Annotated in this window: 19 protein-coding genes; 15 read left to right on the top strand and 4 right to left on the bottom strand. The window is 32.5% G+C overall.

Annotated elements, in window-relative coordinates:
- Positions 1–10: 10 nt before the first annotated feature.
- The 4 genes from AC3Y25_RS17385 to porX all read right to left on the bottom strand — a co-directional run bounded on the left by AC3Y25_RS17385 (position 11) and on the right by porX (position 4,068).
- Positions 11–1,210 (bottom strand): alanine dehydrogenase, encoded by a 1,200-nt coding sequence (locus AC3Y25_RS17385; protein ID WP_489903596.1) that lies wholly within the window; start codon positions 1,208–1,210, stop codon positions 11–13.
- 98 nt (positions 1,211–1,308) lie between these two features.
- Positions 1,309–1,866: a hypothetical protein gene (locus AC3Y25_RS17380; protein ID WP_489903595.1), complete on the bottom strand. Its 558-nt coding sequence runs from the start codon at positions 1,864–1,866 to the stop codon at positions 1,309–1,311.
- A gap of 22 nt (positions 1,867–1,888) precedes the next feature.
- Positions 1,889–2,296 (bottom strand): tRNA (adenosine(37)-N6)-threonylcarbamoyltransferase complex ATPase subunit type 1 TsaE, encoded by a 408-nt coding sequence (tsaE, locus tag AC3Y25_RS17375; RefSeq protein WP_489903594.1) that lies wholly within the window; start codon positions 2,294–2,296, stop codon positions 1,889–1,891.
- 218 nt (positions 2,297–2,514) lie between these two features.
- Entirely contained in the window at positions 2,515–4,068 is a 1,554-nt protein-coding gene (porX, locus tag AC3Y25_RS17370) for a T9SS response regulator signal transducer PorX (RefSeq protein WP_095929271.1), read from the bottom strand.
- Between the two features lie 223 nt (positions 4,069–4,291).
- Here porX and AC3Y25_RS17365 point away from each other — a divergent pair, with 223 nt between their 5' ends.
- The 15 genes from AC3Y25_RS17365 (at position 4,292) to AC3Y25_RS17295 (ending at position 23,704) form a co-directional block, all read left to right on the top strand.
- Positions 4,292–5,521 (top strand): HD domain-containing protein, encoded by a 1,230-nt coding sequence (locus AC3Y25_RS17365; protein WP_095929272.1) that lies wholly within the window; start codon positions 4,292–4,294, stop codon positions 5,519–5,521.
- A gap of 39 nt (positions 5,522–5,560) precedes the next feature.
- Complete coding sequence (gene lpxD, locus AC3Y25_RS17360; protein WP_095929273.1) at positions 5,561–6,604, top strand: UDP-3-O-(3-hydroxymyristoyl)glucosamine N-acyltransferase; 1,044 nt, start codon at positions 5,561–5,563, stop codon at positions 6,602–6,604.
- Positions 6,597–7,985: a bifunctional UDP-3-O-[3-hydroxymyristoyl] N-acetylglucosamine deacetylase/3-hydroxyacyl-ACP dehydratase gene (locus AC3Y25_RS17355; protein ID WP_095929337.1), complete on the top strand. Its 1,389-nt coding sequence runs from the start codon at positions 6,597–6,599 to the stop codon at positions 7,983–7,985. The genes lpxD and AC3Y25_RS17355 overlap by 8 nt, the downstream gene beginning before the upstream one ends.
- 74 nt (positions 7,986–8,059) lie before the next feature.
- Positions 8,060–8,845: an acyl-ACP--UDP-N-acetylglucosamine O-acyltransferase gene (gene lpxA, locus AC3Y25_RS17350; RefSeq protein ID WP_091497682.1), complete on the top strand. Its 786-nt coding sequence runs from the start codon at positions 8,060–8,062 to the stop codon at positions 8,843–8,845.
- A gap of 131 nt (positions 8,846–8,976) precedes the next feature.
- Positions 8,977–9,543, top strand: a complete 567-nt coding sequence (gene efp / locus AC3Y25_RS17345; protein ID WP_095929274.1) for an elongation factor P — start codon at positions 8,977–8,979, stop codon at positions 9,541–9,543.
- Between the two features lie 121 nt (positions 9,544–9,664).
- On the top strand, positions 9,665–10,594 hold the full coding sequence (locus tag AC3Y25_RS17340) for a UDP-3-O-(3-hydroxymyristoyl)glucosamine N-acyltransferase (protein ID WP_489903593.1): 930 nt from the start codon (positions 9,665–9,667) through the stop codon (positions 10,592–10,594).
- A gap of 1 nt (position 10,595) precedes the next feature.
- The gene (locus tag AC3Y25_RS17335) at positions 10,596–10,958 is read left to right on the top strand and encodes a nuclear transport factor 2 family protein (protein WP_489903592.1); all 363 of its coding nucleotides are present in this window, start codon (positions 10,596–10,598) and stop codon (positions 10,956–10,958) included.
- Between the two features lie 86 nt (positions 10,959–11,044).
- Positions 11,045–11,917, top strand: coding sequence for a succinate--CoA ligase subunit alpha (sucD, locus tag AC3Y25_RS17330; RefSeq protein WP_057118027.1), 873 nt, complete (start codon positions 11,045–11,047; stop codon positions 11,915–11,917).
- A 143-nt stretch (positions 11,918–12,060) separates the two neighbouring features.
- Complete coding sequence (locus tag AC3Y25_RS17325; RefSeq protein WP_489903591.1) at positions 12,061–12,489, top strand: hypothetical protein; 429 nt, start codon at positions 12,061–12,063, stop codon at positions 12,487–12,489.
- Positions 12,490–12,612: 123 nt separating this feature from the next.
- Positions 12,613–15,141: a DUF7619 domain-containing protein gene (locus tag AC3Y25_RS17320; RefSeq protein ID WP_489903590.1), complete on the top strand. Its 2,529-nt coding sequence runs from the start codon at positions 12,613–12,615 to the stop codon at positions 15,139–15,141.
- Between the two features lie 435 nt (positions 15,142–15,576).
- Complete coding sequence (locus tag AC3Y25_RS17315) at positions 15,577–16,182, top strand: RNA polymerase sigma factor (RefSeq protein ID WP_489903589.1); 606 nt, start codon at positions 15,577–15,579, stop codon at positions 16,180–16,182.
- Positions 16,183–16,272: 90 nt separating this feature from the next.
- Positions 16,273–17,388: a FecR family protein gene (locus tag AC3Y25_RS17310; RefSeq protein WP_379800963.1), complete on the top strand. Its 1,116-nt coding sequence runs from the start codon at positions 16,273–16,275 to the stop codon at positions 17,386–17,388.
- Positions 17,389–17,616: 228 nt separating this feature from the next.
- Positions 17,617–21,342, top strand: a complete 3,726-nt coding sequence (locus AC3Y25_RS17305) for a SusC/RagA family TonB-linked outer membrane protein (protein ID WP_489903588.1) — start codon at positions 17,617–17,619, stop codon at positions 21,340–21,342.
- 11 nt (positions 21,343–21,353) lie between these two features.
- Positions 21,354–22,829 carry a RagB/SusD family nutrient uptake outer membrane protein gene (locus AC3Y25_RS17300; protein ID WP_489903587.1) on the top strand — a complete coding sequence of 492 codons (1,476 nt, stop codon included), beginning with the start codon at positions 21,354–21,356 and terminating at the stop codon, positions 22,827–22,829.
- Between the two features lie 17 nt (positions 22,830–22,846).
- Positions 22,847–23,704, top strand: a complete 858-nt coding sequence (locus AC3Y25_RS17295; protein WP_489903586.1) for a substrate import-associated zinc metallohydrolase lipoprotein — start codon at positions 22,847–22,849, stop codon at positions 23,702–23,704.
- Positions 23,705–23,718 lie beyond the last annotated feature (14 nt).

Genomic DNA, 23,718 nt, shown 5'->3' with positions numbered 1-23,718 from the left:
TAAAGTTCCTTTAGAATACAAGTAAATTAATATCGTTATCTGGCAAATCAAACCAATCGCCAATTGCTTTATTGGTCAAAATTCCATGATATAGATAAATTCCGTTTTTAAGACCTTTGTTGCAACGAATTGCACTTTCGATACCACCATCTTCAGCTATCTGATGGAGGTAAGGAGTTAGGATATTGCTTATTGATAATGAGGCCGTTTTGGAATAACGTGAAGGTATATTGGGTACGCAATAATGTAAAACGTTACTTTTTATAAATGTAGGTTTTTCGTGAGTTGTAACTTCTGAAGTTTCAAAGCAACCGCCAGTATCGATGCTGACATCAACAATTACAGCTCCTTTTTTCATGTGCTCAACCATTGTTTCATTCACGACAATCGGACATCTTTCTTTTCCGCGCATGGCGCCAATGGCTACATCACAACGTCTTAAGGCTTTTAATAAACCTTTTTGCTGAATAGTTGAAGTAAAAATTCTTTGATTTAAATTGTTTTGAAGACGACGTAGTTTTGTAATAGAATTATCAAAAACTTTTACGTTTGCACCAAGTCCAATAGCTGTTTTTGCGGCAAATTCACCAACTGTTCCTGCTCCTAAAATAATAACTTCAGTAGGAGGGACGCCTGTAATGTTTCCAAACAAAAGGCCTTTTCCAAATTCGTTGGTAATCATTAGTTCAGCTGCAATAAGGATTGAAGCCGTTCCTGCAATTTCGCTTAAAGATTTTACTGCAGGATAAGATCCGTCTTCATCTTTAATATATTCAAAAGCTAAAGCTGTAATTTTTTTTTGCGCTAGCGCTTCGAAGTATTCCTTCTTTTTAGTTTTAAGCTGAATAGCTGAAATGATAACTGTTTCAGGGTTAATCATTTCGATTTCTGCTAAAGTTGGCGGCTCTACTTTTAATAGAAACGGACAGCCAAAAACTCTTTTAGTGTCTTTTGTTATTTCTGCACCAGCATCTGCATATTCTTTATCTGTATAACTCGAACTTTCTCCCGCTCCAGATTCGATCATAACGCGATGACCTTCATAAGTTAAGGAAGTCACTGCATCTGGCGTAAGGCAGATACGGCGTTCCTGGTAACTTGTTTCTTTAGGAATTCCTATAAAAAGTTCTCTTTTAAAACGACCAACCTCAAGTTTTTCTTCTTGCGGTATTAATTGTTGTTTTGTAAATGGAGTTAATGTGATTGACATGGATAATGCAAAAAATTAAAGGTACAAATTACGTAAAAAGTTTTAAAATTAGTGTAAAAATTGTGCTAATACTACAGGCCGAATGTTAAAGATTCTGTTTAACACCCAAAATATCGCTTGGGTACACGTACTTTTGTCTGGTACCAATTTTTTGATAATGGCTTTACATAATCTGGGTAATTTGGATATCCAATAGGATTGTCCTTGCAATTGCATTCAGGTTTTTTTTCGTAGATTATGAACATTTTTTTATACGCGCCCACAATTTTATAATTATGTATCGATGTTTTTATACAAAACATAATACAATTTTCTGCTTCGCCAATTTCAATGTATTCACAAAAATTGCTATCAACCAATTGCTTAAATTTCTGTTTATCAGAATTGTTAATCTTGGAAAACAAATTATTAATGTCATTGCTGTTTTTAATGTAATACCTTATGCACTTTCCATCTGCAGGCGCATCGATACTAAGGCTGTCATTTATAAAATTACTATTTCGATCAATAATACTAACAATCTCTTTGCATTTTTCAATTTTAGAAGCTTCCACTTCGTCCGATAAAAAATCTGTCGTTATGCCCAAAAGAAAGAGGAAAAAAAGTCCAATTAAACTAAAGATAGTGGCAAATAAAATAAGTAATTTTTTCTTCAATGATATTTGTTTTAAAATAATCTCAAATCAATTTTAGTTCTCTTTTTCCGTCAGCTAACAATTCGATATTTATGGTAGAATGTTCTTCAGGAATCAAATTTGTAATTTTTTCAGACCATTCAATAAAACACCAATTTCCAGAATATAGATAATCATCAACTCCCATATCTAGCGCTTCGGTTTCTTGTTTTATTCTGTAAAAGTCAAAATGATAGACTTTTTTTGCGTTTGGAATTTGATATTCGTTTACTAAAGAAAAAGTAGGGCTGCTAGTTGTGTCAGTGATTCCAAGGCTTTTACATAGCTGTTTGATTAAAGTAGTTTTCCCAACTCCCATCTCTCCATTAAAAAGGATAATTTTATTAGGATTTGAAGCAATAATCTGCTCTGCAACTTCTTGAATTTGATCTAATGAAAAAACGATGTTCATTTTTATTTTTATTTATATATAAGTCTCAGTCGCAGTTTTCAGTCTCAGTCTGAAAACTTTTAATGGTCTTCCGCGAAAGCGAAATTATTTTTTTTGCCACAGATTAAAAAGATTTTAAAGGATTTTTTTAATTGTCTTAATTTTTTAATCTGTGGCAAAATCTAGTATTTTTAAATCAGTTTCTGGACTGCGACTGAAAACTGCGACTGCAAACTTTTTTATTTCGGATTAAATACCAAGAACGGAATAATCATTTCTTCTAAAGAAATTCCGCCATGCTGATACGTGTTTTTGTAATAACTCACATAATGATTATAGTTGTTTACGTATGCCAAAAAGAAATCATTTTTGGCAAAAATAAACGAACTACTCATGTTTATGGCAGGTAAACCGATTGTTTTAGGTTCTTTTACTACATAAACATCTTTTTGTTCGTAAGTTAAACTACGTCCAGTTTTGTAGCGCAAATTTAGACTTGTATTTTTATCTCCCACAACTTTCGACGGATTTTTTACATTAATGGTTCCGTGATCTGTGGTTAAAATTAATTTGAAGCCTAAAAGCTGTGCTTGCTGAATAATTTCTAATAATGGAGAATTTTTAAACCAGCTTAAAGTTAAAGAACGATACGCTTTATCATCAGAGGCTAATTCTTTTACTACTTCCATTTCGGTTTTAGCGTGCGAAAGCATATCAACAAAATTGTAAACCACGGTTACTAAGTCATTTCCTTTTAAAGCTTTAAAGTTTTCGGCTAACTTTTTTCCGCCAGCATAATTGGTGATTTTAAAATAATCTTCTTTAATATTTAAACCCAAACGTTTCAATTGAGCCGATAAAAATTCTGCTTCATAAAGGTTTTTTCCGCCATCTTCAACATCATTTTTCCAATATTCAGGAAACTGTTTTTCCATTTCTAAAGGCATTAAACCTGAGAAAATTGAATTTCGCGCATATTGCGTAGCTGTTGGAAGAATAGAGTAATAAGGTACTTCTTTTTCTAATTTGTAATAATTTGAAATAACAGATTCGAAAGATTTCCATTGATCGTATCTTAGATTGTCTATTACCACAAATAGAATCGGCTTGTCTTTCTTTTTAAGTTCAGGAACAACAAGTTCTTTAAATAAGGTGTTGGACTGTATCGGTTTATCTGCTTTTGGAGCAAACCAATCTTCGTAGTTTCGTTCAATGAATTTTCCGAATTGGGAATTAGCTTCTACTTTTTGAGATTCTAAAATTTCAATCATCGCTGTATCGTTGATGTCTTCTAGTTTTAATTCCCAAAAAAGCAATTTTTTATACAATTCAATCCAGTCTTCATAAGAATTAACCATTGCCAATTCCATTGAAATTTTTCTGAATTCCTTCTGATAGTCTAAAGTTGTTTTTTCTGTAATTAATCTCGAATCATCCAAGTTTTTCTTCAAACTCAATAGAATCTGATTCGGATTTACGGGTTTAATCAAATAATCAGCAATTTTAGAACCAATGGCTTCTTCCATTATATATTCTTCCTCACTCTTGGTGATCATAATCATCGGAATGGCTGATTTTTTTTCTTTCATTTCAGAAAGCGTTTCCAATCCGCTCATTCCAGGCATGTTTTCGTCGAGAAAAACAATATCAAAATTATCTTCTTCAAACAAGGCAATCGCGTCTAATCCGTTGTTGCAAGTAGTAACTTCGTAATTCTTTTTTTCTAGAAATAATATGTGAGGCTTTAAAAGATCGATTTCATCGTCGACCCAAAGTATTTTTATCTTATCCATAAATCAATTTAATTTTACTGCAATTTAAAGTTATAGAACTTAAAAAGTATTAAAAATAGTATAAAATTACCAAAGTTGAAACATGATTTTATTTTGAATTTTAACATTTTTAAATGTATTTTATTGATAATCATGGTAATTTAAAGTGTGATTTTTAAATAAAAAACACCAAACTCTTTATACTTATTTACTTATATTTGTTGACCAAAAAAATAACTGAACTGTGACTCAGATCAATAAATTAAAAATATTCAACGATCCTATATATGGTTTCATTACGATTCCGAACGAACTAGTTTACGATTTAATTCAGCATCCTTACTTTCAGCGTCTGCGTCGCATTTCGCAGATGGGATTGTCGTATTTGGTGTATCCTGGAGCAAATCATACTCGTTTTCATCACGCATTAGGATGTATGCATTTGATGAAGAAAGCAATTGATACGCTTCGTTTTAAAGATGTTGTGATTTCTGAAGAAGAAGAGAATGCACTTTTAATAGCAATTTTGCTTCACGATATTGGGCACGGGCCATTTTCGCATGCTATGGAAAAAAGTATTGTAGAAGATGTGCATCACGAAGCGATTTCGTTATTGTTTATGAATCAGCTGAATGAAGAATTTGACGGAAGATTAAGTTTGGCAATTCAGGTTTTTAAGGGAGAATATCATAGAAAATTTATGTTGCAATTGATTTCAAGTCAGTTGGATATGGATCGAATGGATTACTTAAAACGAGATAGTTTTTATACAGGTGTTGCTGAAGGAAATGTCAATTCTGAACGATTGATTCAGATGATGAATGTTGAAAACGATGTTTTGGTAATTGAAGAAAAAGGAATTTATTCCGTAGAGAAATTCTTACTTTCCAGAAGATTAATGTATTGGCAGGCTTATTTGCACAAAACTAGTTTAGTAGCTGAGTTAATTTTAATGAAAGTCTTGAAAAGAGCAAAAGAGCTGACTTTAAAAGGTGTTAAATTGCCTTGCAGTGAGCCTCTGATGTATTTCATGCAAAATAAAATTACACTAGAAGATTTTGATGCTGAGAAATTGGATTTGTTTTCGCAATTAGATGATTTTGATATTATTAGCGCGTTGAAAGCTTGGCAGAGACATAATGATTTTATACTTTCTACCTTAAGCAAAATGATTATTAATAGAGATTTGTTGAAAATTAAGCTTAGTGCAGAAAAAATTCCGATGGAAGAATCTCAGTCTTTAAAAGAAGAGTTTGCAGAAGCACATCAAATTTCGGCAGTAGATGCTGGATATTTTATTTTTAGAGGGAAAATAAAAAACCAAGCATACAGTAAAGAAGCAGAACCTATTCGTATTTTGAAAAAAGATAAAACAATTGAAGATGTTGTTGAAGCTTCTGACCAGCTGAATTTGAAATCGTTATCTAAATTGGTGACAAAATATTATATCTGTTTTCCAAAACAACTTATATAAAATTAACATTTAAAACCTATTTTTTATATTTTTGTCGCGATGAAATTTACAGCAGAACAAATAGCAGGAATTTTAGAAGGAGAAGTTGTTGGGAATCCCAATGCAGAAGTTTCTAAGCTTTCTAAAATCGAAGAAGGAGACGAAGGATCGCTTACTTTTTTGGCTAACCCAAAGTATATCAATTATATATATACTACAAAAGCGACGGTAACAATTGTTAATGATAGCTTTATTCCGGAACAAGAAATTACAACTACACTAATTAAAGTGGAAGATGCTTATGCGGCGTTTTCTAAACTTTTACATTTTTATAATCAGGTAAAATTAAACAAAACAGGAATCGAACCACAGTCATTTATGTCTGAGGGAACCAAATATGGAGAAAATCTGTATTTAGGAAGTTTTGGTTATATCGGACAAAATGTAGTTTTAGGTAATAATGTGAAAATATATCCAAATAGTTTTATTGGCGACAATGTTACTATTGGTGATAACGTATTCATTTTTGCTGGTGCAAAAATCTATTCAGAAACTGTAATTGGAAACAATTGCACGATTCACTCTGGCGTTATAATTGGTGCTGATGGTTTTGGTTTTGCTCCAAATGAAAATGGCGAATACAGTAAAGTGCCGCAAATTGGAAACGTTATTATTGAAGATAATGTAGATATTGGCGCTAACACGACAATAGACAGAGCAACTCTAGGTTCGACAATAATTAGAAAAGGAGTTAAGTTAGACAATCAGATTATGATTGCTCACAATGTAGAAATTGGAAAAAATACCGTGATAGCCGCTCAAAGTGGTGTTGCTGGTTCTACAAAAATTGGAGAGAATTGTATGATTGGAGGGCAGGTAGGTATTGCAGGTCATTTAACAATAGGAAATAATGTTAGGCTTCAAGCGCAATCGGGTGTAGCTAGAAACATTAAAGATGATGAAGTTCTACAAGGAACTCCATCTCTTGGATATACAGATTTTAATAAATCGTACGTTCATTTTAAGAATCTGCCTAAAATTGTGGCTGAAGTTGAAGAATTAAAAAAACAAATAATAAACCCAAAAAATGGAAATAATGGTTAAACAGAAGACCATCAAAAATGAAATTTCGCTAACAGGAGTTGGTTTACACACTGGAAAAGAAGTTACAATGACTTTTAAACCTGCACCCGTTAATAATGGTTTCACTTTTGTAAGAGTAGATTTGCAAGGTCAACCGGTAATTGAAGCTGATGCTAATTATGTTGTTAATACTCAAAGAGGAACAAATCTTGAGAAACTTGGTGTGAAAATTCAAACACCAGAACATGTTTTGGCTGCAGTGGTTGGCTGTGATTTGGATAATATTATTATTGAATTGAATGCCTCTGAACTTCCAATTATGGATGGTTCATCAAAATATTTTGTTGAAGCTATTGAAAAAGCTGGAATCGAAGAACAAGACGCACAACGTAATGTTTACGTAGTAAAAGAAGTTATCTCTTTTACAGACGAAGCAACAGGAAGCGAAATTCTTGTTATGCCAAGCGACGAATATCAGGTTACTACTATGGTAGATTTTGGTACGAAAGTATTAGGTACTCAAAATGCTACTCTTAAAAGTTTAACAGATTTTAAATCTGAAATTGCAAGCTCTAGAACTTTTAGCTTCTTGCACGAATTAGAGTCTTTGTTAGAGCACGGACTTATTAAAGGTGGAGATTTAAACAATGCAATTGTATACGTAGATAAAGAAATCTCTGAATCTACAATGGAGAATTTAAAGAAAGCATTTGGTAAAGAAGAGATTTCTGTTAAGCCAAATGGTGTTTTAGATAATTTGACTTTACACTATCCAAACGAAGCAGCAAGACATAAACTTCTTGATGTAATTGGAGATTTGTCTCTTATCGGAGTTCGTATTCAAGGAAAAATTATTGCTAACAAGCCAGGGCATTTTGTAAACACGCAATTTGCAAAGAAATTAGCAAAAATTATCAAAATAGAGCAGAGAAATCATGTTCCTACTTATGATTTGCATCAAGAACCATTGATGGATATTCATAAAATCATGTCTATGCTACCTCACAGACCACCATTCTTGTTAATCGACAGAATTATCGAAATGTCTGATCGTCATGTAGTAGGATTGAAAAATGTTACGATGAACGAGAATTTCTTCGTAGGTCACTTCCCAGAAGCTCCAGTTATGCCAGGTGTATTAATTGTAGAAGCAATGGCACAAACAGGTGGAATATTAGTATTAAGCACTGTTCCAGATCCTGAAAATTACTTAACATATTTCATGAAAATTGATAATGTTAAATTTAAGCACAAAGTGTTGCCAGGTGACACTTTAATTTTTAAATGTGAGTTAATTTCTCCTATCAGAAGAGGAATTTGCCATATGCAGGCTAACGCTTATGCAAATGGAAAATTAGTAACGGAGGCAGAATTAATGGCACAAATAGCAAGAAAACAATAATAAATTATCAAATTTATTGTTTAGGTTTGTTGCTTCAAATTAGAATATTTTAATTAAAAATATAAAACATACAGATGAATCAACCATTAGCATATGTTCATCCAGGCGCGAAAATCGCTAAAAACGTTGTAATAGAGCCATTTACAACAATTCACAATAATGTTGTTATTGGTGATGGTACTTGGATTGGTTCAAACGTCACCATTATGGAAGGTGCTCGAATTGGAAAAAACTGTAACATTTTTCCAGGAGCTGTAATTTCTGCGGTGCCACAAGATTTAAAATTCGGAGGTGAAGATTCTCTTGCTATTATCGGTGATAATTGTACTATTAGAGAATGTGTAACTATAAATAGAGGAACAATTGCTTCTGGTCAGACTGTAATTGGTAATAATTGTTTAGTAATGGCTTATGCTCACATCGCGCACGATTGTGAGATTGGAAATAATGCAATTATTGTAAATGGTGTGGCATTAGCTGGACACGTAGTGGTTGGTAATCATGCTGTTATTGGAGGTTTAGCTGCAATTCACCAGTTTATCCATATTGGAGATCATGCCATGATTTCTGGAGGGTCATTGGTTAGAAAAGACGTTCCTCCGTTTACAAAAGCGGCAAAAGAGCCGTTGTCTTATGTTGGAATCAATTCTGTTGGTTTAAGAAGAAGAGGTTTTACTACTGAAAAGATTAGAGAAATTCAGGAAATCTATAGAATTTTATATCAAAAGAATTACAATACAACTCAAGCTTTAAGTATTATTGAAGCTGAAATGGAAGCGACTCCAGAAAGAGATGAAATTCTAGATTTTATTAGAAATTCTTCTCGAGGAATTATGAAAGGTTACTCAGGTAACTATTAATTTTAGAGTTTAGATTTCTGATTTTAGATTTCTAAGCTATAATTGAAAAATAAAAAATAAAAAAAAAATGAAGATTGATTCTTTGTCTAGAATCTAAAATCTACATTCTAAAATCTAAAATAAAAAAACAAATGGCATCTACATCAGATATTAGAAACGGATTGTGCATTAAATTTAATCACGATATCTATAAAATCATTGAATTTCTTCACGTAAAACCTGGAAAAGGTCCAGCTTTCGTAAGAACAAAATTGAAAAGTTTAACTTCTGGTAAAGTATTAGACAATACTTTTTCAGCAGGTCACAAAATTGACGTTATTCGTGTTGAAACGCATACATTTCAATATTTATACCCAGAAGGTGATGAGTTTCACTTTATGAATGCTGAAACGTTTGAGCAGATTTCTTTAAACAAAAACATTTTGGATGCTCCAGATTTGTTGAAAGAAGGAACAAACGTTATGGTGCAAATCAACACAGAAACAGATTTGCCATTATCAGTAGATATGCCAGCATCTGTAATTCTTGAAGTTACTTATGCTGAGCCAGGAGTAAAAGGAAATACTGCTACAAATGCTACAAAAAATGCTACAGTAGAAACTGGAGCAAACATAAACGTTCCTTTGTTTATCAACGAAGGGGATAAAATTAAAATTGATACAGCTTCAGGTTCTTACATGGAGCGTGTTAAAGAATAGTTATTTTAATTAAGATAATTTGACAATGAGTCAATTAGATAATCTGTGAATCGACATAATTTTGTATATTCACATTCTAATTGACTCATTTTCTAATTTACAAGTTTTCTAATTATACTATATGAAATTTCCAAAGAGTCATTCTTTACAAGAAATTGCCAATTTGCTTAACTGCAAATTTATTGGAGACAAAGACTTTCAAGTTTTAGGCATGAACGAGATACACGTTGTAGAGCCTGGCGATATTGTTTTTGTGGACCATCCAAAATACTATGATAAAGCTTTACAATCGGCTGCAACCATTGTTTTGATAAACAAAGAAGTAGAATGCCCAGAAGGTAAAGCGCTTTTAATCTCAGATGACCCTTTTAGAGATTTTAATATTCTTACCAGACATTTTAAGCCTTTTCAGTTTGCCAATGTTGCTATTGCGCCATCAGCAGAAATAGGAGACGGAACTGTGATTCAGCCAAATTCATTTGTTGGGAACAATGTGAAAATTGGTAAAAACTGTCTAATACATTCTAATGTTTCTATTTACGATCATACTGTAATTGGAGATAATGTAATCATACATGCGGGAACTATTTTAGGAGCCGATGCTTTTTACTATAAGAAACGTCCAGAAGGTTTTGATCAGTTAGTTTCTGGCGGAAGAGTTGTTATTGAGGATAACGTTGGTATCGGAGCTTTGTGCACAATCGATAAAGGTGTTACTGGAGATACAACAATTGGTGCAGGATCAAAACTAGATAATCAAGTGCATGTTGGACATGATACCGTAATTGGTAAAAAATGTTTAATAGCTTCACAAACTGGTATTGCAGGCTGTGTGATTATTGAAGATGAAGTAACCTTATGGGGCCAAGTAGGAACGACTAGCGGTATTACAATTGGTGCAAAAGCCGTTGTAATGGGGCAGACGGGTGTTACTAAGTCAGTTGAAGGTGGAAAATCATATTTTGGTACTCCAATTGAGGAGTCTAGAGAAAAATTGAAACAATTAGCCAATATTAAGAAGATTCCTGAAATTTTAAGTAAATTGAAGTAATATGTCTATTAAAGAATTTGTTCAGAAATTTTACAAGTCAGATGCCTTAATTGATAGCGAAATTTTAAAAATTTATCTGCATCCTGATGTTATTCTTGAATGGAACAGCAGTAAAGGTTTTATTCAGATGGATTATGATTCGATAGTTGAAATGGCCAATGAACTTAGCCGTGCCTATGTGCGCTCTAAAGTTAGAATTAGCCATATTATTACCGAAGATGATTTAGTATCAGTACGTTACTCTCATTTTGTTAAAACAATCGAGAATCCGAGAGAAGAAATGCTTTTAGCGCATTTTGCAACCATTTGGCAGATAAAAGATGATAAACTTTATAGAGGTTATCAAATGAGTCAATTTTCTTAATATTTTTTTGACAATAAAAGAGGCAAAATACATTACAAAACCTTATTTTTGCAACACAAATTTAAAAACTACATAAAATATATATCATGAGTGTTTTAGTTAATAAAGATTCCAAAATAATTGTTCAGGGATTTACAGGAAGCGAAGGTACTTTCCATGCTTCTCAAATGATTGAGTACGGTACTAATGTTGTTGGAGGTGTTACTCCAGGAAAAGGTGGTACTAGCCATTTAGATCGTCCAGTTTTTAATACAGTAAAAGATGCTGTTGACCAAGCTGGTGCTGATACTTCTATCATTTTTGTTCCGCCAGCTTTTGCTGCTGATGCAATTATGGAAGCTGCTGATGCTGGAATTAAAGTAATTATTGCTATTACAGAAGGAATTCCTGTAGCAGATATGATTAAAGCAAATAATTATGTTAAAGAAAGAAATTCAAGATTAATTGGTCCTAACTGTCCAGGTGTAATTACTCCAGGTGAAGCTAAAGTTGGTATTATGCCAGGTTTCGTTTTCAAAAAAGGAACAGTTGGTATCGTTTCTAAATCAGGAACTTTAACTTATGAGGCTGCTGACCAAGTTGTAAAACAAGGTTTAGGAATCACTACAGCTATCGGAATTGGTGGAGATCCAATTATTGGAACTACAACTAAAGAGGCTGTTGAATTATTAATGAACGATCCAGAAACTGAAGCTATCATCATGATTGGAGAAATCGGTGGTCAACTTGAAGCTGATGCTGCAAGATGGGTAAAAGCTGACGGTAACCGTAAACCAGTTATTGGATTTATCGCTGGAGAAACTGCTCCTGCTGGTAGAACAATGGGTCACGCAGGTGCAATCGTTGGAGGTTCTGATGATACAGCTGCAGCTAAAAAACAAATTATGAGAGACAACGGAATTCACGTTGTTGATTCACCAGCTGAAATTGGTAAAAAAGTAAAAGAAGTACTTGGATAATTTTCAAGTTTCAAAATAAAAAATTCCAAAAAAAAAGTCTCAATATCCTGTTGAGACTTTTTTACATTTTAATGGCTGAGGCGTAAATGAAAAAAAACTTAGCATCTTAGAACCTCAGTATCTTAGAAGCTTAAAGAAGAAATATGTACAAAGAATTAGAAAAATTTAAGTCAACAAATAGTTTTGTTTTTACTGTAAATGATAGTTTAGAAGAAGCTTGCAACGCGCCAGAAGGAAGTGCAGGAATCTTTGTTGTTTATGCTGTTGAAGGTGATGAAAAAGAATTGATCATGGTTGGTTCTACAGGAACTGTTCAGAATGACGGAACTTTAAAAAGTAAAAATGGCGGACTTTACGACAAAATCGTAAACGGACACCAATTTGCTAAAACAGGAAGAAAATATTCTTGGCCAGCTCAAATGAAATTAGAAAACATCGAAGCGTTAGAAGTAGTTTGGTACGAAACTTTTAATGCAGATGTAAAAGCTATTCCAACTGCGGTTGAAGGACAGGTTTTGCAAAACTTTTTAGAGGCAAATGGTAAATTGCCAAGATGGAATGTAGCTTTCTAAGTTTCTTTCAATCTTAATATTATCAAAAAACCTTACTAATTAATTAGTAAGGTTTTTTTTATTAAGCTATTGGTTTTTAGTTTTCGGTTTTATATATTTAAACACCAAAAATAAACTAAATCTATGATAAAGAACTACTTGCTATTGCTGGCTTTGTGTCTTTTTTCTTCTTTAAATGCGCAAATAATTAATTTTCCGGATGCTAATTTCAAGGCAAAACTGTTACAGGCTGATATAGATAATTCGATATCTATGAATGATGATGGCACTTCGCAAAAAATTGACAAAAATAATGACGGAGAAATCCAAGAGTCTGAAGCATTATTAATTTCATCATTAGATATTCGACAAAGCGGCATATCATCTTTGGAAGGGATTCAAGGTTTTAAAAATTTATTTTTTTTAGAATGTTCTGATAATGAAATAGTAACATTAGATTTGACAAGTTTACATAATCTTCAAGTAATTTCCTGTGATAGAAACAATTTGATAAATTTAAATGTACAACAGCTAACCAAACTTAATACTATTTCTTGCTGGACCAATAAATTAACAGAATTAAATTTGAATGGGGTACCAAGTTTGCAAAATCTACAATGTAGCGAAAACATGATTACCTCACTTGATCTTACCCAATGCCCTGATTTACTAAATTTAGGATTTTATAAGAATAAAATATCAAATTTAGATTTAAGCAGTTTTTCTAAACTTGAAAATTTGTTTTGCGGTTATAATGAATTAGTTGAACTGGATTTAAGCAGTTCAATTAACATGAAAACATTGCATTGTGATAATAATAAACTTACTAGTTTGAAATTGCCTGTTACTGACAAATTATGGCAGTTAGGTTATGATCATAATTTTTTGGATAACGTAGATGTAAGTCATTTGTCTGGTCTTTTAGAATTATTCTGTACGTCTAATAAAATAACAAAGTTAGATTTGAAAGGGCTTGGAAAACTTCAATATTTGGATTGCTATAATAATGAAATTGATAAATTAGATTTACCGGAAGTACCTGATCTAACATTTTTAAATTGTTTTGGAAATTTGTTAACAGAGATTGATGCGACAAAATCTAGTAAATTGCAAAATTTTTATTGCGGTGAAAATCCATTATTAGAAAGAGTATTTTTGAAAAATGGGAGCATTGAGCCGAATTTGAATTTTTCAAATAATCCTAAGTTAAAATATATTTGCGTAGATGATGATCAGATGTTAGATGTTCAAAATATGCTTGTAAATGAAGGTAATACAGATTGTAACGTCAATTCGTATTGTACTTTTGATATAGGAGGTGAGAGTTCTTCAATTCAAGGAACAAATAGAATCGATTTGAATAATGATGGTTGTGATGTTTTGGATATTCCTGCTTCATTCTTAAAGTTCAAAATTGATGATGGATTGAAATCTGGATATTTTGTAAGTAACGAATCGGGAAAGTATAATATGAAAGTTCGAGCGGGAAACTATAAAATTGAGCCAGTTTTTGAAAATCCGAGTTATTTTTCTATTTCGCCATCCGAAATTCAAGTAGATTTTCCCTCAGCTTCAAGTCCGATTCTACAGGATTTTTGCCTTAATGCTAAAGGTTCTTTTAATGATTTAGAAATTGCAATACTTCCAATTGACGTTGCAAGACCAGGTTTTGATGTAAAATATAAATTGGTTTATAAAAATAAAGGAACTGCTGTTCAGTCAGGAACAATAACTTTTAATTTTGATGATGCAACTTTGGATTTTGTTTCTTCAAATTTTGGAATTTCGAATCAAACTTCTAATAAAATAGTTTGGAATTTTTTAAATCTTAAACCTTTTGAAAACAGAGAGATTGAATTGGTTTTAAATGTCAATTCTCCGATTGAAACTCCAGCAGTAAATAACGGAGATGTATTGAAATACAGTGTTGCAATTAGTTCGTCAGTATCAGATGAAACACCAGGTGATAATCTTTTTGAATTGAATCAAACAGTCGTAGGTTCTTATGATCCAAATGATAAAACTTGTTTAGAAGGAAAAGTCATTAAACCTGAACTTATTGGTGAATATGTTCATTATCTAATTCGTTTTGAAAATACAGGAACTTACAAAGCTGAAAATGTAGTAATTAAGGATATAATTGATACTTCGAAATTTGATGTTTCGACGTTAGTTCCTACTAGTGCAAGTCATTCGTATACAACCAAAATTTCTGATGGAAATAAAGTCGAGTTTATTTTCGAAAAAATAGACCTTCCTTTTGATGATGCAAATAATGATGGTTATATTGCTTTTAAAATTAAAACTCTGCCAACTTTAAATGTGGGCGATTCTTTTGAAAACGAAGCTAATATCTATTTTGATTATAATTTTCCGGTTCTAACAAATAAAGAAACCTCAACATTTAAAACTTTGGGAAGACAAGATTTTGAACTTTCATCTTCTTTTAATATTTACCCAAATCCAGTTCGCAATTATCTACAAATAGACTCGAAAGATTCTATTGAAATACAGTCAATGTATGTTTACAATGTATTAGGACAACTAATTCAAGTAATTCCGAATGCTCATAATATTTCAAAAATTGATGTTTCGAAATTTCAATCTGGGCAGTATATTCTTCAAATCAAAACCGCAACCGGAAAATCGGCAACTAAATTTATTAAGATTTAAAACTTATATTTTGGTTTATTATAAAAGTCTTACTGTGTAAGACTTTTTTTGTTTGAAATTTTACTTGAACATAATTTAGTTAATTAAAATTTAAATTATAGTAAATTTAAGTTTAATCAAAAACAAAAGGTAAATTCTGATGATTTTGGAAAAAGTTTATCTTTTTTTGTAATAAGTTGGTTTTTGATTATTGACTTTTCTATATTTATCAAACAAAAACAAAAAATAATGTTAAAATTTGATTCTTTTAGAAGCTCTTAAAATGAGTTGGCATGTAAAATACTTGTTTAATTTTTGTTAATTAAGCGTTTTATAGGTTAGTTTTAATTCTAGAAAAAAATCAAATTTAGTATACAATTTAATCCCTGTAATTAATCTGTTATTTAAAGAAATTTACCTTAAATAATTTGATTTTACGCCCCAAAGCTTTTTTGTATGAGCCAAATTTTAAAGAACAAAGTTTTAGACGATTTTATTCTATGGAATAATTTGAAAAATGGTAATGAGAAATCATTTTCTTTACTTTTTGAAAAATATTATAGAGACTTAATCAGCTACGGCAATTCACTTTGTCCGTATGAAGAGAAAGTGCAAGATTGTATGCAAGATGTTTTTGCTGATATCTGGCTTTATCGCGACTCTCTTCAAGATAATGTTATTGTTAAAGCTTATTTGCTTTCTAGTGTTAGAAAGCGAATTGCGCGTTTGCATGAAAGGGATCATGTATTTAGGAAAACAACGACGACAGATGTTTTAGAATTTCTTTTTGACTTTTCTATAGAAAACCGTTTGGTTGAAGATGAAGTTACAGCCGAGCGCGTTTTGTATTTAAATAAATTGTTGAACGATCTTCCTGGCCGTCAAAAAGAAGCACTGTATCTGCGTTATCACCAAGGTCTAAGTGTAGATCAAATAGCCGATTTGTTAGATGTAAATTATCAATCGGCCAGCAATCTTTTGCATCGTGGTTTGTTAAGTCTTCGAAAAGAATGGAAAGGCAGTATTCCGCTTTTAATCCTTATATCTTCAGGGGTTTTTTAAAAATTTAAGAAAAAATCAAAAAAAAATCTTAAATAGATGAGTATATAATAAAAAAACTGTCCTCTATGTTTTTGTAACCCTAATAGTGAGATGCAAAAACGTAACAATTATACCGAAATAGAAGACTTCTTAGCTGATGAATCTTTTCAATTATGGATTTTGTCCAAGATTGATGAACAAGGCTGGGAAGAATGGACTCTCGAAAATCTTCAAAGAGCCAAACTTGTTGAAGATGCAAGGCTTGTACTGTTGGCAATGCGAGTTCCAGAATCTAACTTATCTTCAAATGAAGTTCATGAAGCCTTACAGGAAACTTGGCGTAAGATTGAACAAAGAGAAGAACTTTCTCAGCAAACCTCAAAAATAAAAAAATTAAAAGTACAGAGATACTGGATTAGCGGTGTTGCTGCAGCTATTCTAGTTGGTATTTTTTCTGTATGGTTTTTTAGAACTGAATTGACCGCAAATGATAATGAAGTTACTTACAACGAACTGGTTCAAGAAAACAATGAAGGTTTAGTAGAACAAACCAACAATACTGAAAAATCTCAGACCATTACTTTATCTGATGGAAGTTCGGTCTTATTACAGCCCAATAGTAAATTAAGTTACCCTAAAATCTTTACCGGAAACGAAAGAAAGGTGTATTTATCCGGCGAAGGTTTCTTTGAAATTAGTAAAAATCCTAAAAAGCCTTTTTTTGTTTATGCTAACGAAATTGTAACTCGAGTTGTGGGAACAAGCTTTAGAATAAAGGCTTATCCAGATCAGCAAAATGTTGAAGTTCTTGTTCGCACCGGTAAAGTAAAGGTAAAATCGAATGATTTAGTTCGAAGTAACGAAAATAAAGAAATTGTACTGCTTCCAAATCAGGCGCTTCGATTTGCTCGTAAAGAATTGGTTTTTAATAAAATAACCAATATTACGCAAGACCCTATTTTAGTAAGCAGTGTTCGAAATATCGAGCAATTAAGCTTTGAGTTTACAGATATTCCTGTTGCACAAATTCTTGAAACTATAGAGCAGGCTTATTTAGTAGATATTGATTTTCCTCACGATAAATTGAAAGACTGCCGATTAACCACTTCATTAAGCGATCAGCCGTTAGCCGAAAAGCTGAAAATAATCTGCAAAAGCATCGGCAATGATACCAATTATGAAATGAATGGAAATCAGATTGTAATTACGACTTCTGGCTGTAACTAGAATTCTTGATTCAATTAAAATAAAAGAAAAACATCCAAAATTTTAACTAATCAAAAACTAAAAAATAATTTGTAATTGCCTATGTAAAAAATGAATGCATAAAAAAAGTGCCGAGAATGCTGTAACATTATCGACACTTAAATCTGAATAAATCACTCTCTGTAAAGGGTAATTTATGATGTTTCTTAAAATACACGCGAATAGTATTAATCAAAACAAACCAAAATTATGAAAAAACCTGTTGTCAAGCAACGATTACTTCACCAAATCATGAAAATAACGCTGTTTCAGTTTGTGTTAGCGCTTGTGTTTTCAAGTGTTACTCTCGCAAATAATGTAAATGGGCAGAAAAAATTAGATACTAAAGTTACTATTACAGTTGATAATTTAACTTTAGACAATGCTTTATCAAAAATCGAAAAGTCTGCTCATGTAAAATTTTCCTATAACTCAAGACTTCCTCAATTAGGAGAGAAGGTTAGTATAGAAGCAAACCAAGAAACTCTGTCGAGCGTGCTTAGCAGAATATTGGTTCCTTTTAATATTACTTTTTCAGAAGTAAGCAATCAGATTGTCCTTCAAAAGAATACGATTAATACTTTTTCTTATGGAAACAATCATGATTCTTTGTTTGAGATTTTAACTTTTGGACCCATTATTAAAGGAAAAGTTACAGACCAATCAGGAAGTCCGCTTCCTGGCGCTACTGTAATGGCAAAAGGCACAAAAACAGCTGTATTAACAGATTTTGATGGAAATTTTACAATCGAAATGCCTGCAAATGTAGACCGTTTGCTTATTTCTTATGTAGGTATGGAGACCAAAGAAATTGGTATTGACAATACTTCTCCAACAGTTGTTTTAACCGAAGCGGGTCAGAACCTAAAAGAGGTTGTGGTTACTACTGGATACGAAAAAACTTCAAAAAGAACGTTTACTGGTGCTATTAGTAAAATTTCGGGCACCGAATTAAAAATAGATGGTGTAGTTGACGTAAGCCGAATGATCGAAGGTAAAGCGGCTGGGGTTACGGTACAGAATGTTACAGGAACTTTTGGTACAGCTCCTAAAATTACCGTTCGTGGATCTTCTTCAATTTTTGGAGATACAAAGCCATTATGGGTTATTGATGGTGTTGTCCAAGAAGATATTATCAATATGTCTTTTGCTGATTTGGCATCTGGAAATTCAGAGACATTATTAAGTTCATCTGTAGCAGGCTTAAGTGCAAACGATATTCAAAGTATTGAAATTCTTAAAGATGCATCGGCTACGTCAATTTATGGTTCAAGATCGTTAAATGGAGTTGTCGTTGTAACAACAAAGCAAGGGCGTAGAGATTCTCCGTTAAAAATTAGCTACGGATTGGAGCAGACCGTAAGAACAGTTCCAAATTATAGCCAATTTGATATTTTAAATTCTCAGGAATCTATGAGTATTTTCAAAGAAATGGAAGCTAAAGGTTATTTGGACTTGCCAACTACTGTAAACGGAAGATATGGAGGCGCTTACAATATTTTAGGAAGAGCTATAAATACTTACAATCCTGAAACTGGAACTTATTTGGTTAATAATGATCCTGTTAGCCGTAATAATTTTTTGAAGAAATACGAACAAGCCAATACAGATTGGTTCAGCGTTTTGTTTAGGCCGTCTATTACGCAAAATCACTCTTTAAGTTTTTCTGGTGGAGGCAAAAACAATACATTTTATGCTTCATTGGGCTATTACACAGATCCAGGATGGACTATTGCAGATGATGTAAAACAGATTTCTAGCAACATTAAAGGTACTTTTTATGTAAACGATAAATTAAATATAACTTTATCTACATTGGCATCTATTAGAGATCAAGGTGCTCCAGGAAGTTATGAAAGTGAAAAAGATGTTGTTTTTGGTAAAGTAACTCGTGATTTTGATATCAACCCTTTTAATTATGTGTTGAATACAAGTAGAACTTTACGTCCGTATGACGATAATGGAAATTTGGAATACTACCGAAATAACTGGGCTAAAATGAACATCGTAAACGAATTGGCTAACAACTTCATGGAAATTGAGGTAAAAGACATTCGTTTTCAATTGGATTTAGATTATAAAATTAATCCGCATTTAACTTATAATTTAACGGGTTCAGCTCGTTATGCTAATACAAGCCGTGAGCATAAAATTTTAGAAGGTTCAAACGTTGTTGGTGCATACAGAGCAGGAACAGCAATTGGAGAAGATGGGGTAAACACATTGGTTAGAGATCAGAATATCTTTTTATACCAAGATCCAAACGATTTAACAGCTCCAAAAGAATCGGTTTTGCCAAATGGAGGATTCTTAAGAAAGTTTACAAACGACATGACATCTTACAATTTAAGAAATAGTGTTAGCTACAGAAATATATTTAGCGACAAGCACGAAGTAGAAGGCTTGTTTGGAACTGAAATGAGAGTTGTGGATAGAACTAGTGATCAATTTACAGCTGCAGGTTTGCAATATGATCGTGGTTTAACTGCTTTTACAGATCCGAGAATTATTGAAAAAATAATTAATGCTGGAGATTCATACTACGGTTTTAATGAAGAAAAAGAAAGAACAGTTGGTTTCTTTGGTAAAGTAGGTTATACTTATGATAGACGTTATACAGCTTCTGTTACAGGACGTTATGATGGTTCTAATAGACAAGGTGATAGCGATTCTTCAAGATGGCTGCCAACTTATACTTTTAGTGGAAAATGGAATGTGGCTGAAGAAGGCTTCATGAAAGATGTGCAATCAGTAAATACTTTAGCAGTAAGAGCATCATATGGTTTAACAGCTACTGCAGGACCGGCAACAAACTCTTTGGCGATTTACAAAAGTGCCATTACAGATCGTTTCGGACTTGATGATAGAGAATCAGGAATTAGAATTGAAGAGCTTCAAAACGGAAATTTAACTTGGGAAAAACAGTTTGAAACTAATATCGGACTTGATCTTGGAATGTTTAATAACAGAGTGCAGCTGACAACAGACGTTTACCGTCGTAAAGCTTTTGATCTTGTAGATTATGTAATTACTTCTGGTATTGGTGGACAAAGAATTAGACAAGGTAACAATGCCGATATGGAGACTAAAGGTTTGGAGGTTGGTATTACAACTAAAAACATTAATGGTAAAGATTTTAAATGGTCTACAAATCTTAATTTTTCTGTTTATCATCAAGAGATTACAAAATTGCAGAACACGCCAACGGCATTCGATTTAGTTGATTCAAACGGAGGAAATACGGTTGGACACCCAAGAAATTCATTATACTCTTACCAATTTACAGGTTTAAACAACCAAGGTCTTCCTACGTTTATATTGCAAGATGGAGCAGAGAATAATATTACAGATGCTAATTTTCAGGATAATTTAAATGTTACTAAATATTTAAAATATGAAGGTTCAATCGAGCCTAATAAATCATTTGGTTTTGCCAATACATTTACATACAAAAACTTGTCTCTGTACATATTCTTTGTAGGTTCGGGAGGAAATAAAGTTCGTTTAAATCCTGTATACGATAGTACTTACGATGATTTGACGGTATTTACAAAAGACTTTACAAACCGTTGGATTAATCCTGGTGATGAAAATTACACCAATGTTCCAGTTATTGCAGACAGACGTTTAAATGCTAATTATGGCGGAGACCGTACTTTGGCAAGAGCTTATAATACATACAACTATTCTGATGTTCGTATTGCAGATGGAGATTTTGTCCGATTAAAAAATATATCATTAAGCTGGGAATTTCCTGCTGATTTTAAAAAGAAAATCGGTGTGAGCACTTTTACATTAAAAGGCTCGGCGGTAAATCCTTGGTTAGTTTATTCTGATAAAAGATTAAATGGACAAGATCCTGAGTTTCGTAATTCTGGAGGAGTTGCTTTTCCTGTAACAACTCAATACACATTTACTTTAAACCTTTCATTATAATTGTCAAAATCATGAAAAACTTAAAAATAGCATTATCCCTATTAATACTTATTTGTATTACTAGCTGCGATGATTTCTTGTCGGAGAAACCAGATAATAGAACAGAAATTGATACGCCAGAAAAAATAAAAGAATTATTAGTAGAAGCCTATCCTCAAATGAGTTATTTCGAGATTGCTGAAACTATGTCTGATAATGTTTTTGATAGCGGATTACCAACTACGATTATTAGGAATGAGCAAAATTACAATTGGGAAATTAATACAGATGCAACTGATATTGATACTCAGGCTTATTACTGGGATGCTTGTTATAAAGCAATTGCACATGCAAACAAAGCTTTAGAAGCAATAGAAGAGTTGGGGAGTCCGGCAAGCTTAAATCCGCAAAAAGGTGAAGCTTTGATGGCGAGAGCGTATTCGCATTTTATGCTGGTTTCATTATGGTCAAAACGTTACAATCCAGCAACTGCCGATACAGATTTAGGGGTTCCTTATGTAACAAAACCAGAAACGGAATTGATAACAAAATACAAAAGAAACACACTTGCCGAAGTATATGCTTTTCTTGAAAAAGATATTGAAGAAGGTTTAAAATACGTGACAAACGATTATAAAGAACCAAAATTTCACTTTAATGTAGCGGCTTCAAAAGCTTTTGCAAGCAGATTTTATTTGGTAAAAGGAAATTGGGATAGAGTAATTGAATTGTCTGATGACTTAGGATCTAGACCTTCAGCAATAAGAGATTTTTCAGTTTACGAACCTTTAAGTGTAGAAGATCAACAGTTAAAATACGGAGCTAGTGATGTTGGAACCAATCTTTTGATCGTTTCTGCAAATACGATCGTAAGTAGAGTATACCATTTAAATCGTTTTAATTTATCAGGTTTACGCCGTCCAGAAATCTTTGGAACAAGCACAAATCTTTTCGGAAAAGCGTATTATTATAATTTCTATTCTTCAAACGGAAGTATCACATTGTTCTTGCCTAAGTTTTATGAATACTTTAAATATTCTAACGTAACAGCTGGAATTGGAGATCCTTATGTTGCTGAAGTATTATTAAGTAACGATGAGTTTTTCTTAAACAGAATCGAAGCGCATGTAATGAAAGGAGATATTGCTACGGCTACTGGAGAATTAGAATATTTCTTAGCGACAAGAACTCCAACATACAATCCGACAACAGATAAATTGACTGAGGCTAGAGTAGTGGCTAAATTCCCTGTAATTGCAGACGAATATACGCCATTCTATACAATGACTCCAGTACAGACCTCTTATGTAAAAGCAATTGCAGAAACAAGAAGAAGAGATTTTATACACGAAGGACTTAGATGGTTTGATATTAAACGTTTTAACCTAGTGGTTAGACATGAGACATCAAACAAGCCAGCTAATATTTTAGTAAAAGACGATAACAGAAGAGCATTGCAAATTCCGTTGCACGCTTCAAGTACTGGTATCGAACTAAATCCTAGATAATCTTAAAAATGAAAATTATGAAATTATTAAAATATAATAAAATTGCGGTTTTAGCTCTAGTTTCGATAACTCTATTTTCATGTGGAAGTGATGACTTGCCTGGAGAAAGCCAATTAGATTTTACACAACCAGAGAAAACAAGTTTAGATAATTGGATTGATGCAACTTATTTAAATTCATACAACATTAATGTTCAGTATAAATGGAACCAAAATACGGTAGACAACAGTCGTTATTTATTTCCGCCAGACGTTAATAAAGTAAAACCGGCTCTTGAAATAGTGGAAACCATTTGGCTAAAAAGTTATGCCGCAATTGGAGGTCCAGATTTTGTAAAGAAAATTGCTCCAAGAGAAATTGTTTTGGTTGGAGGAGTTAATTTAAATAGTGTTGGAACCAAAACTTTAGGTTTGGCCGAAGGAGGACAGAGAGTTACTTTGTTTGAAACAGATTATATCGATAAATCGGATCGCGAAAACGTAGCACAATTTATACATACAATTCAGCACGAATACATCCATATTTTAAATCAGAACAAACCTTTTGACGAAAAAACTTGGAAAACGCTTACACCGGGAGGTTATACTGCAGATTGGTACAATTTTGAAATTGAAGAATCAAATGAGCTTGGATTTATTACAAGTTATGCAAGATCAAATATTAACGAAGATTTTGCAGAAACTGCAGCAATGATTCTAATTTATACAAAAGCAGAATACGCGGCATTTTTGGATGGTATTGAAAATCCTTTTGCTCTTCAGGCTTTAAAATCAAAAGAAGCTATTGTGGTTAAGTATTTCAAAGAAGCATTCAATATGGATTTTTATGCTTTAAGAGACGAAGCAGAAAAGAATACAACATCTGTAATAAATTAAAACAAGCATTATGA

It is taken from the genome of Flavobacterium sp. LK-23, assembly GCF_058135255.1.
The sequence above is the reverse complement of the archived record's forward strand: the minus strand, read 5'-3'. Positions and strand labels throughout refer to the sequence as shown.

What these genes read in the sequence shown, in the direction of transcription:
- lpxA (WP_091497682.1), top strand. Translation starts at nt 8,060, where the DNA reads ATGAATCAACCATTAGCATATGTTCATCCAGGCGCGAAAATCGCTAAA.
- efp (WP_095929274.1), top strand. Translation starts at nt 8,977, where the DNA reads ATGGCATCTACATCAGATATTAGAAACGGATTGTGCATTAAATTTAAT.
- AC3Y25_RS17325 (WP_489903591.1), top strand. Translation starts at nt 12,061, where the DNA reads ATGTACAAAGAATTAGAAAAATTTAAGTCAACAAATAGTTTTGTTTTT.
- AC3Y25_RS17300 (WP_489903587.1), top strand. Translation starts at nt 21,354, where the DNA reads ATGAAAAACTTAAAAATAGCATTATCCCTATTAATACTTATTTGTATT.
- tsaE (WP_489903594.1), bottom strand. Translation starts at nt 2,296, where the DNA reads ATGAACATCGTTTTTTCATTAGATCAAATTCAAGAAGTTGCAGAGCAG.
- AC3Y25_RS17335 (WP_489903592.1), top strand. Translation starts at nt 10,596, where the DNA reads ATGTCTATTAAAGAATTTGTTCAGAAATTTTACAAGTCAGATGCCTTA.
- AC3Y25_RS17385 (WP_489903596.1), bottom strand. Translation starts at nt 1,210, where the DNA reads ATGTCAATCACATTAACTCCATTTACAAAACAACAATTAATACCGCAA.
- AC3Y25_RS17310 (WP_379800963.1), top strand. Translation starts at nt 16,273, where the DNA reads ATGCAAAAACGTAACAATTATACCGAAATAGAAGACTTCTTAGCTGAT.
- AC3Y25_RS17320 (WP_489903590.1), top strand. Translation starts at nt 12,613, where the DNA reads ATGATAAAGAACTACTTGCTATTGCTGGCTTTGTGTCTTTTTTCTTCT.
- AC3Y25_RS17340 (WP_489903593.1), top strand. Translation starts at nt 9,665, where the DNA reads ATGAAATTTCCAAAGAGTCATTCTTTACAAGAAATTGCCAATTTGCTT.
- AC3Y25_RS17355 (WP_095929337.1), top strand. Translation starts at nt 6,597, where the DNA reads ATGGTTAAACAGAAGACCATCAAAAATGAAATTTCGCTAACAGGAGTT.
- sucD (WP_057118027.1), top strand. Translation starts at nt 11,045, where the DNA reads ATGAGTGTTTTAGTTAATAAAGATTCCAAAATAATTGTTCAGGGATTT.
- porX (WP_095929271.1), bottom strand. Translation starts at nt 4,068, where the DNA reads ATGGATAAGATAAAAATACTTTGGGTCGACGATGAAATCGATCTTTTA.
- lpxD (WP_095929273.1), top strand. Translation starts at nt 5,561, where the DNA reads ATGAAATTTACAGCAGAACAAATAGCAGGAATTTTAGAAGGAGAAGTT.
- AC3Y25_RS17295 (WP_489903586.1), top strand. Translation starts at nt 22,847, where the DNA reads ATGAAATTATTAAAATATAATAAAATTGCGGTTTTAGCTCTAGTTTCG.
- AC3Y25_RS17315 (WP_489903589.1), top strand. Translation starts at nt 15,577, where the DNA reads ATGAGCCAAATTTTAAAGAACAAAGTTTTAGACGATTTTATTCTATGG.
- AC3Y25_RS17305 (WP_489903588.1), top strand. Translation starts at nt 17,617, where the DNA reads ATGAAAAAACCTGTTGTCAAGCAACGATTACTTCACCAAATCATGAAA.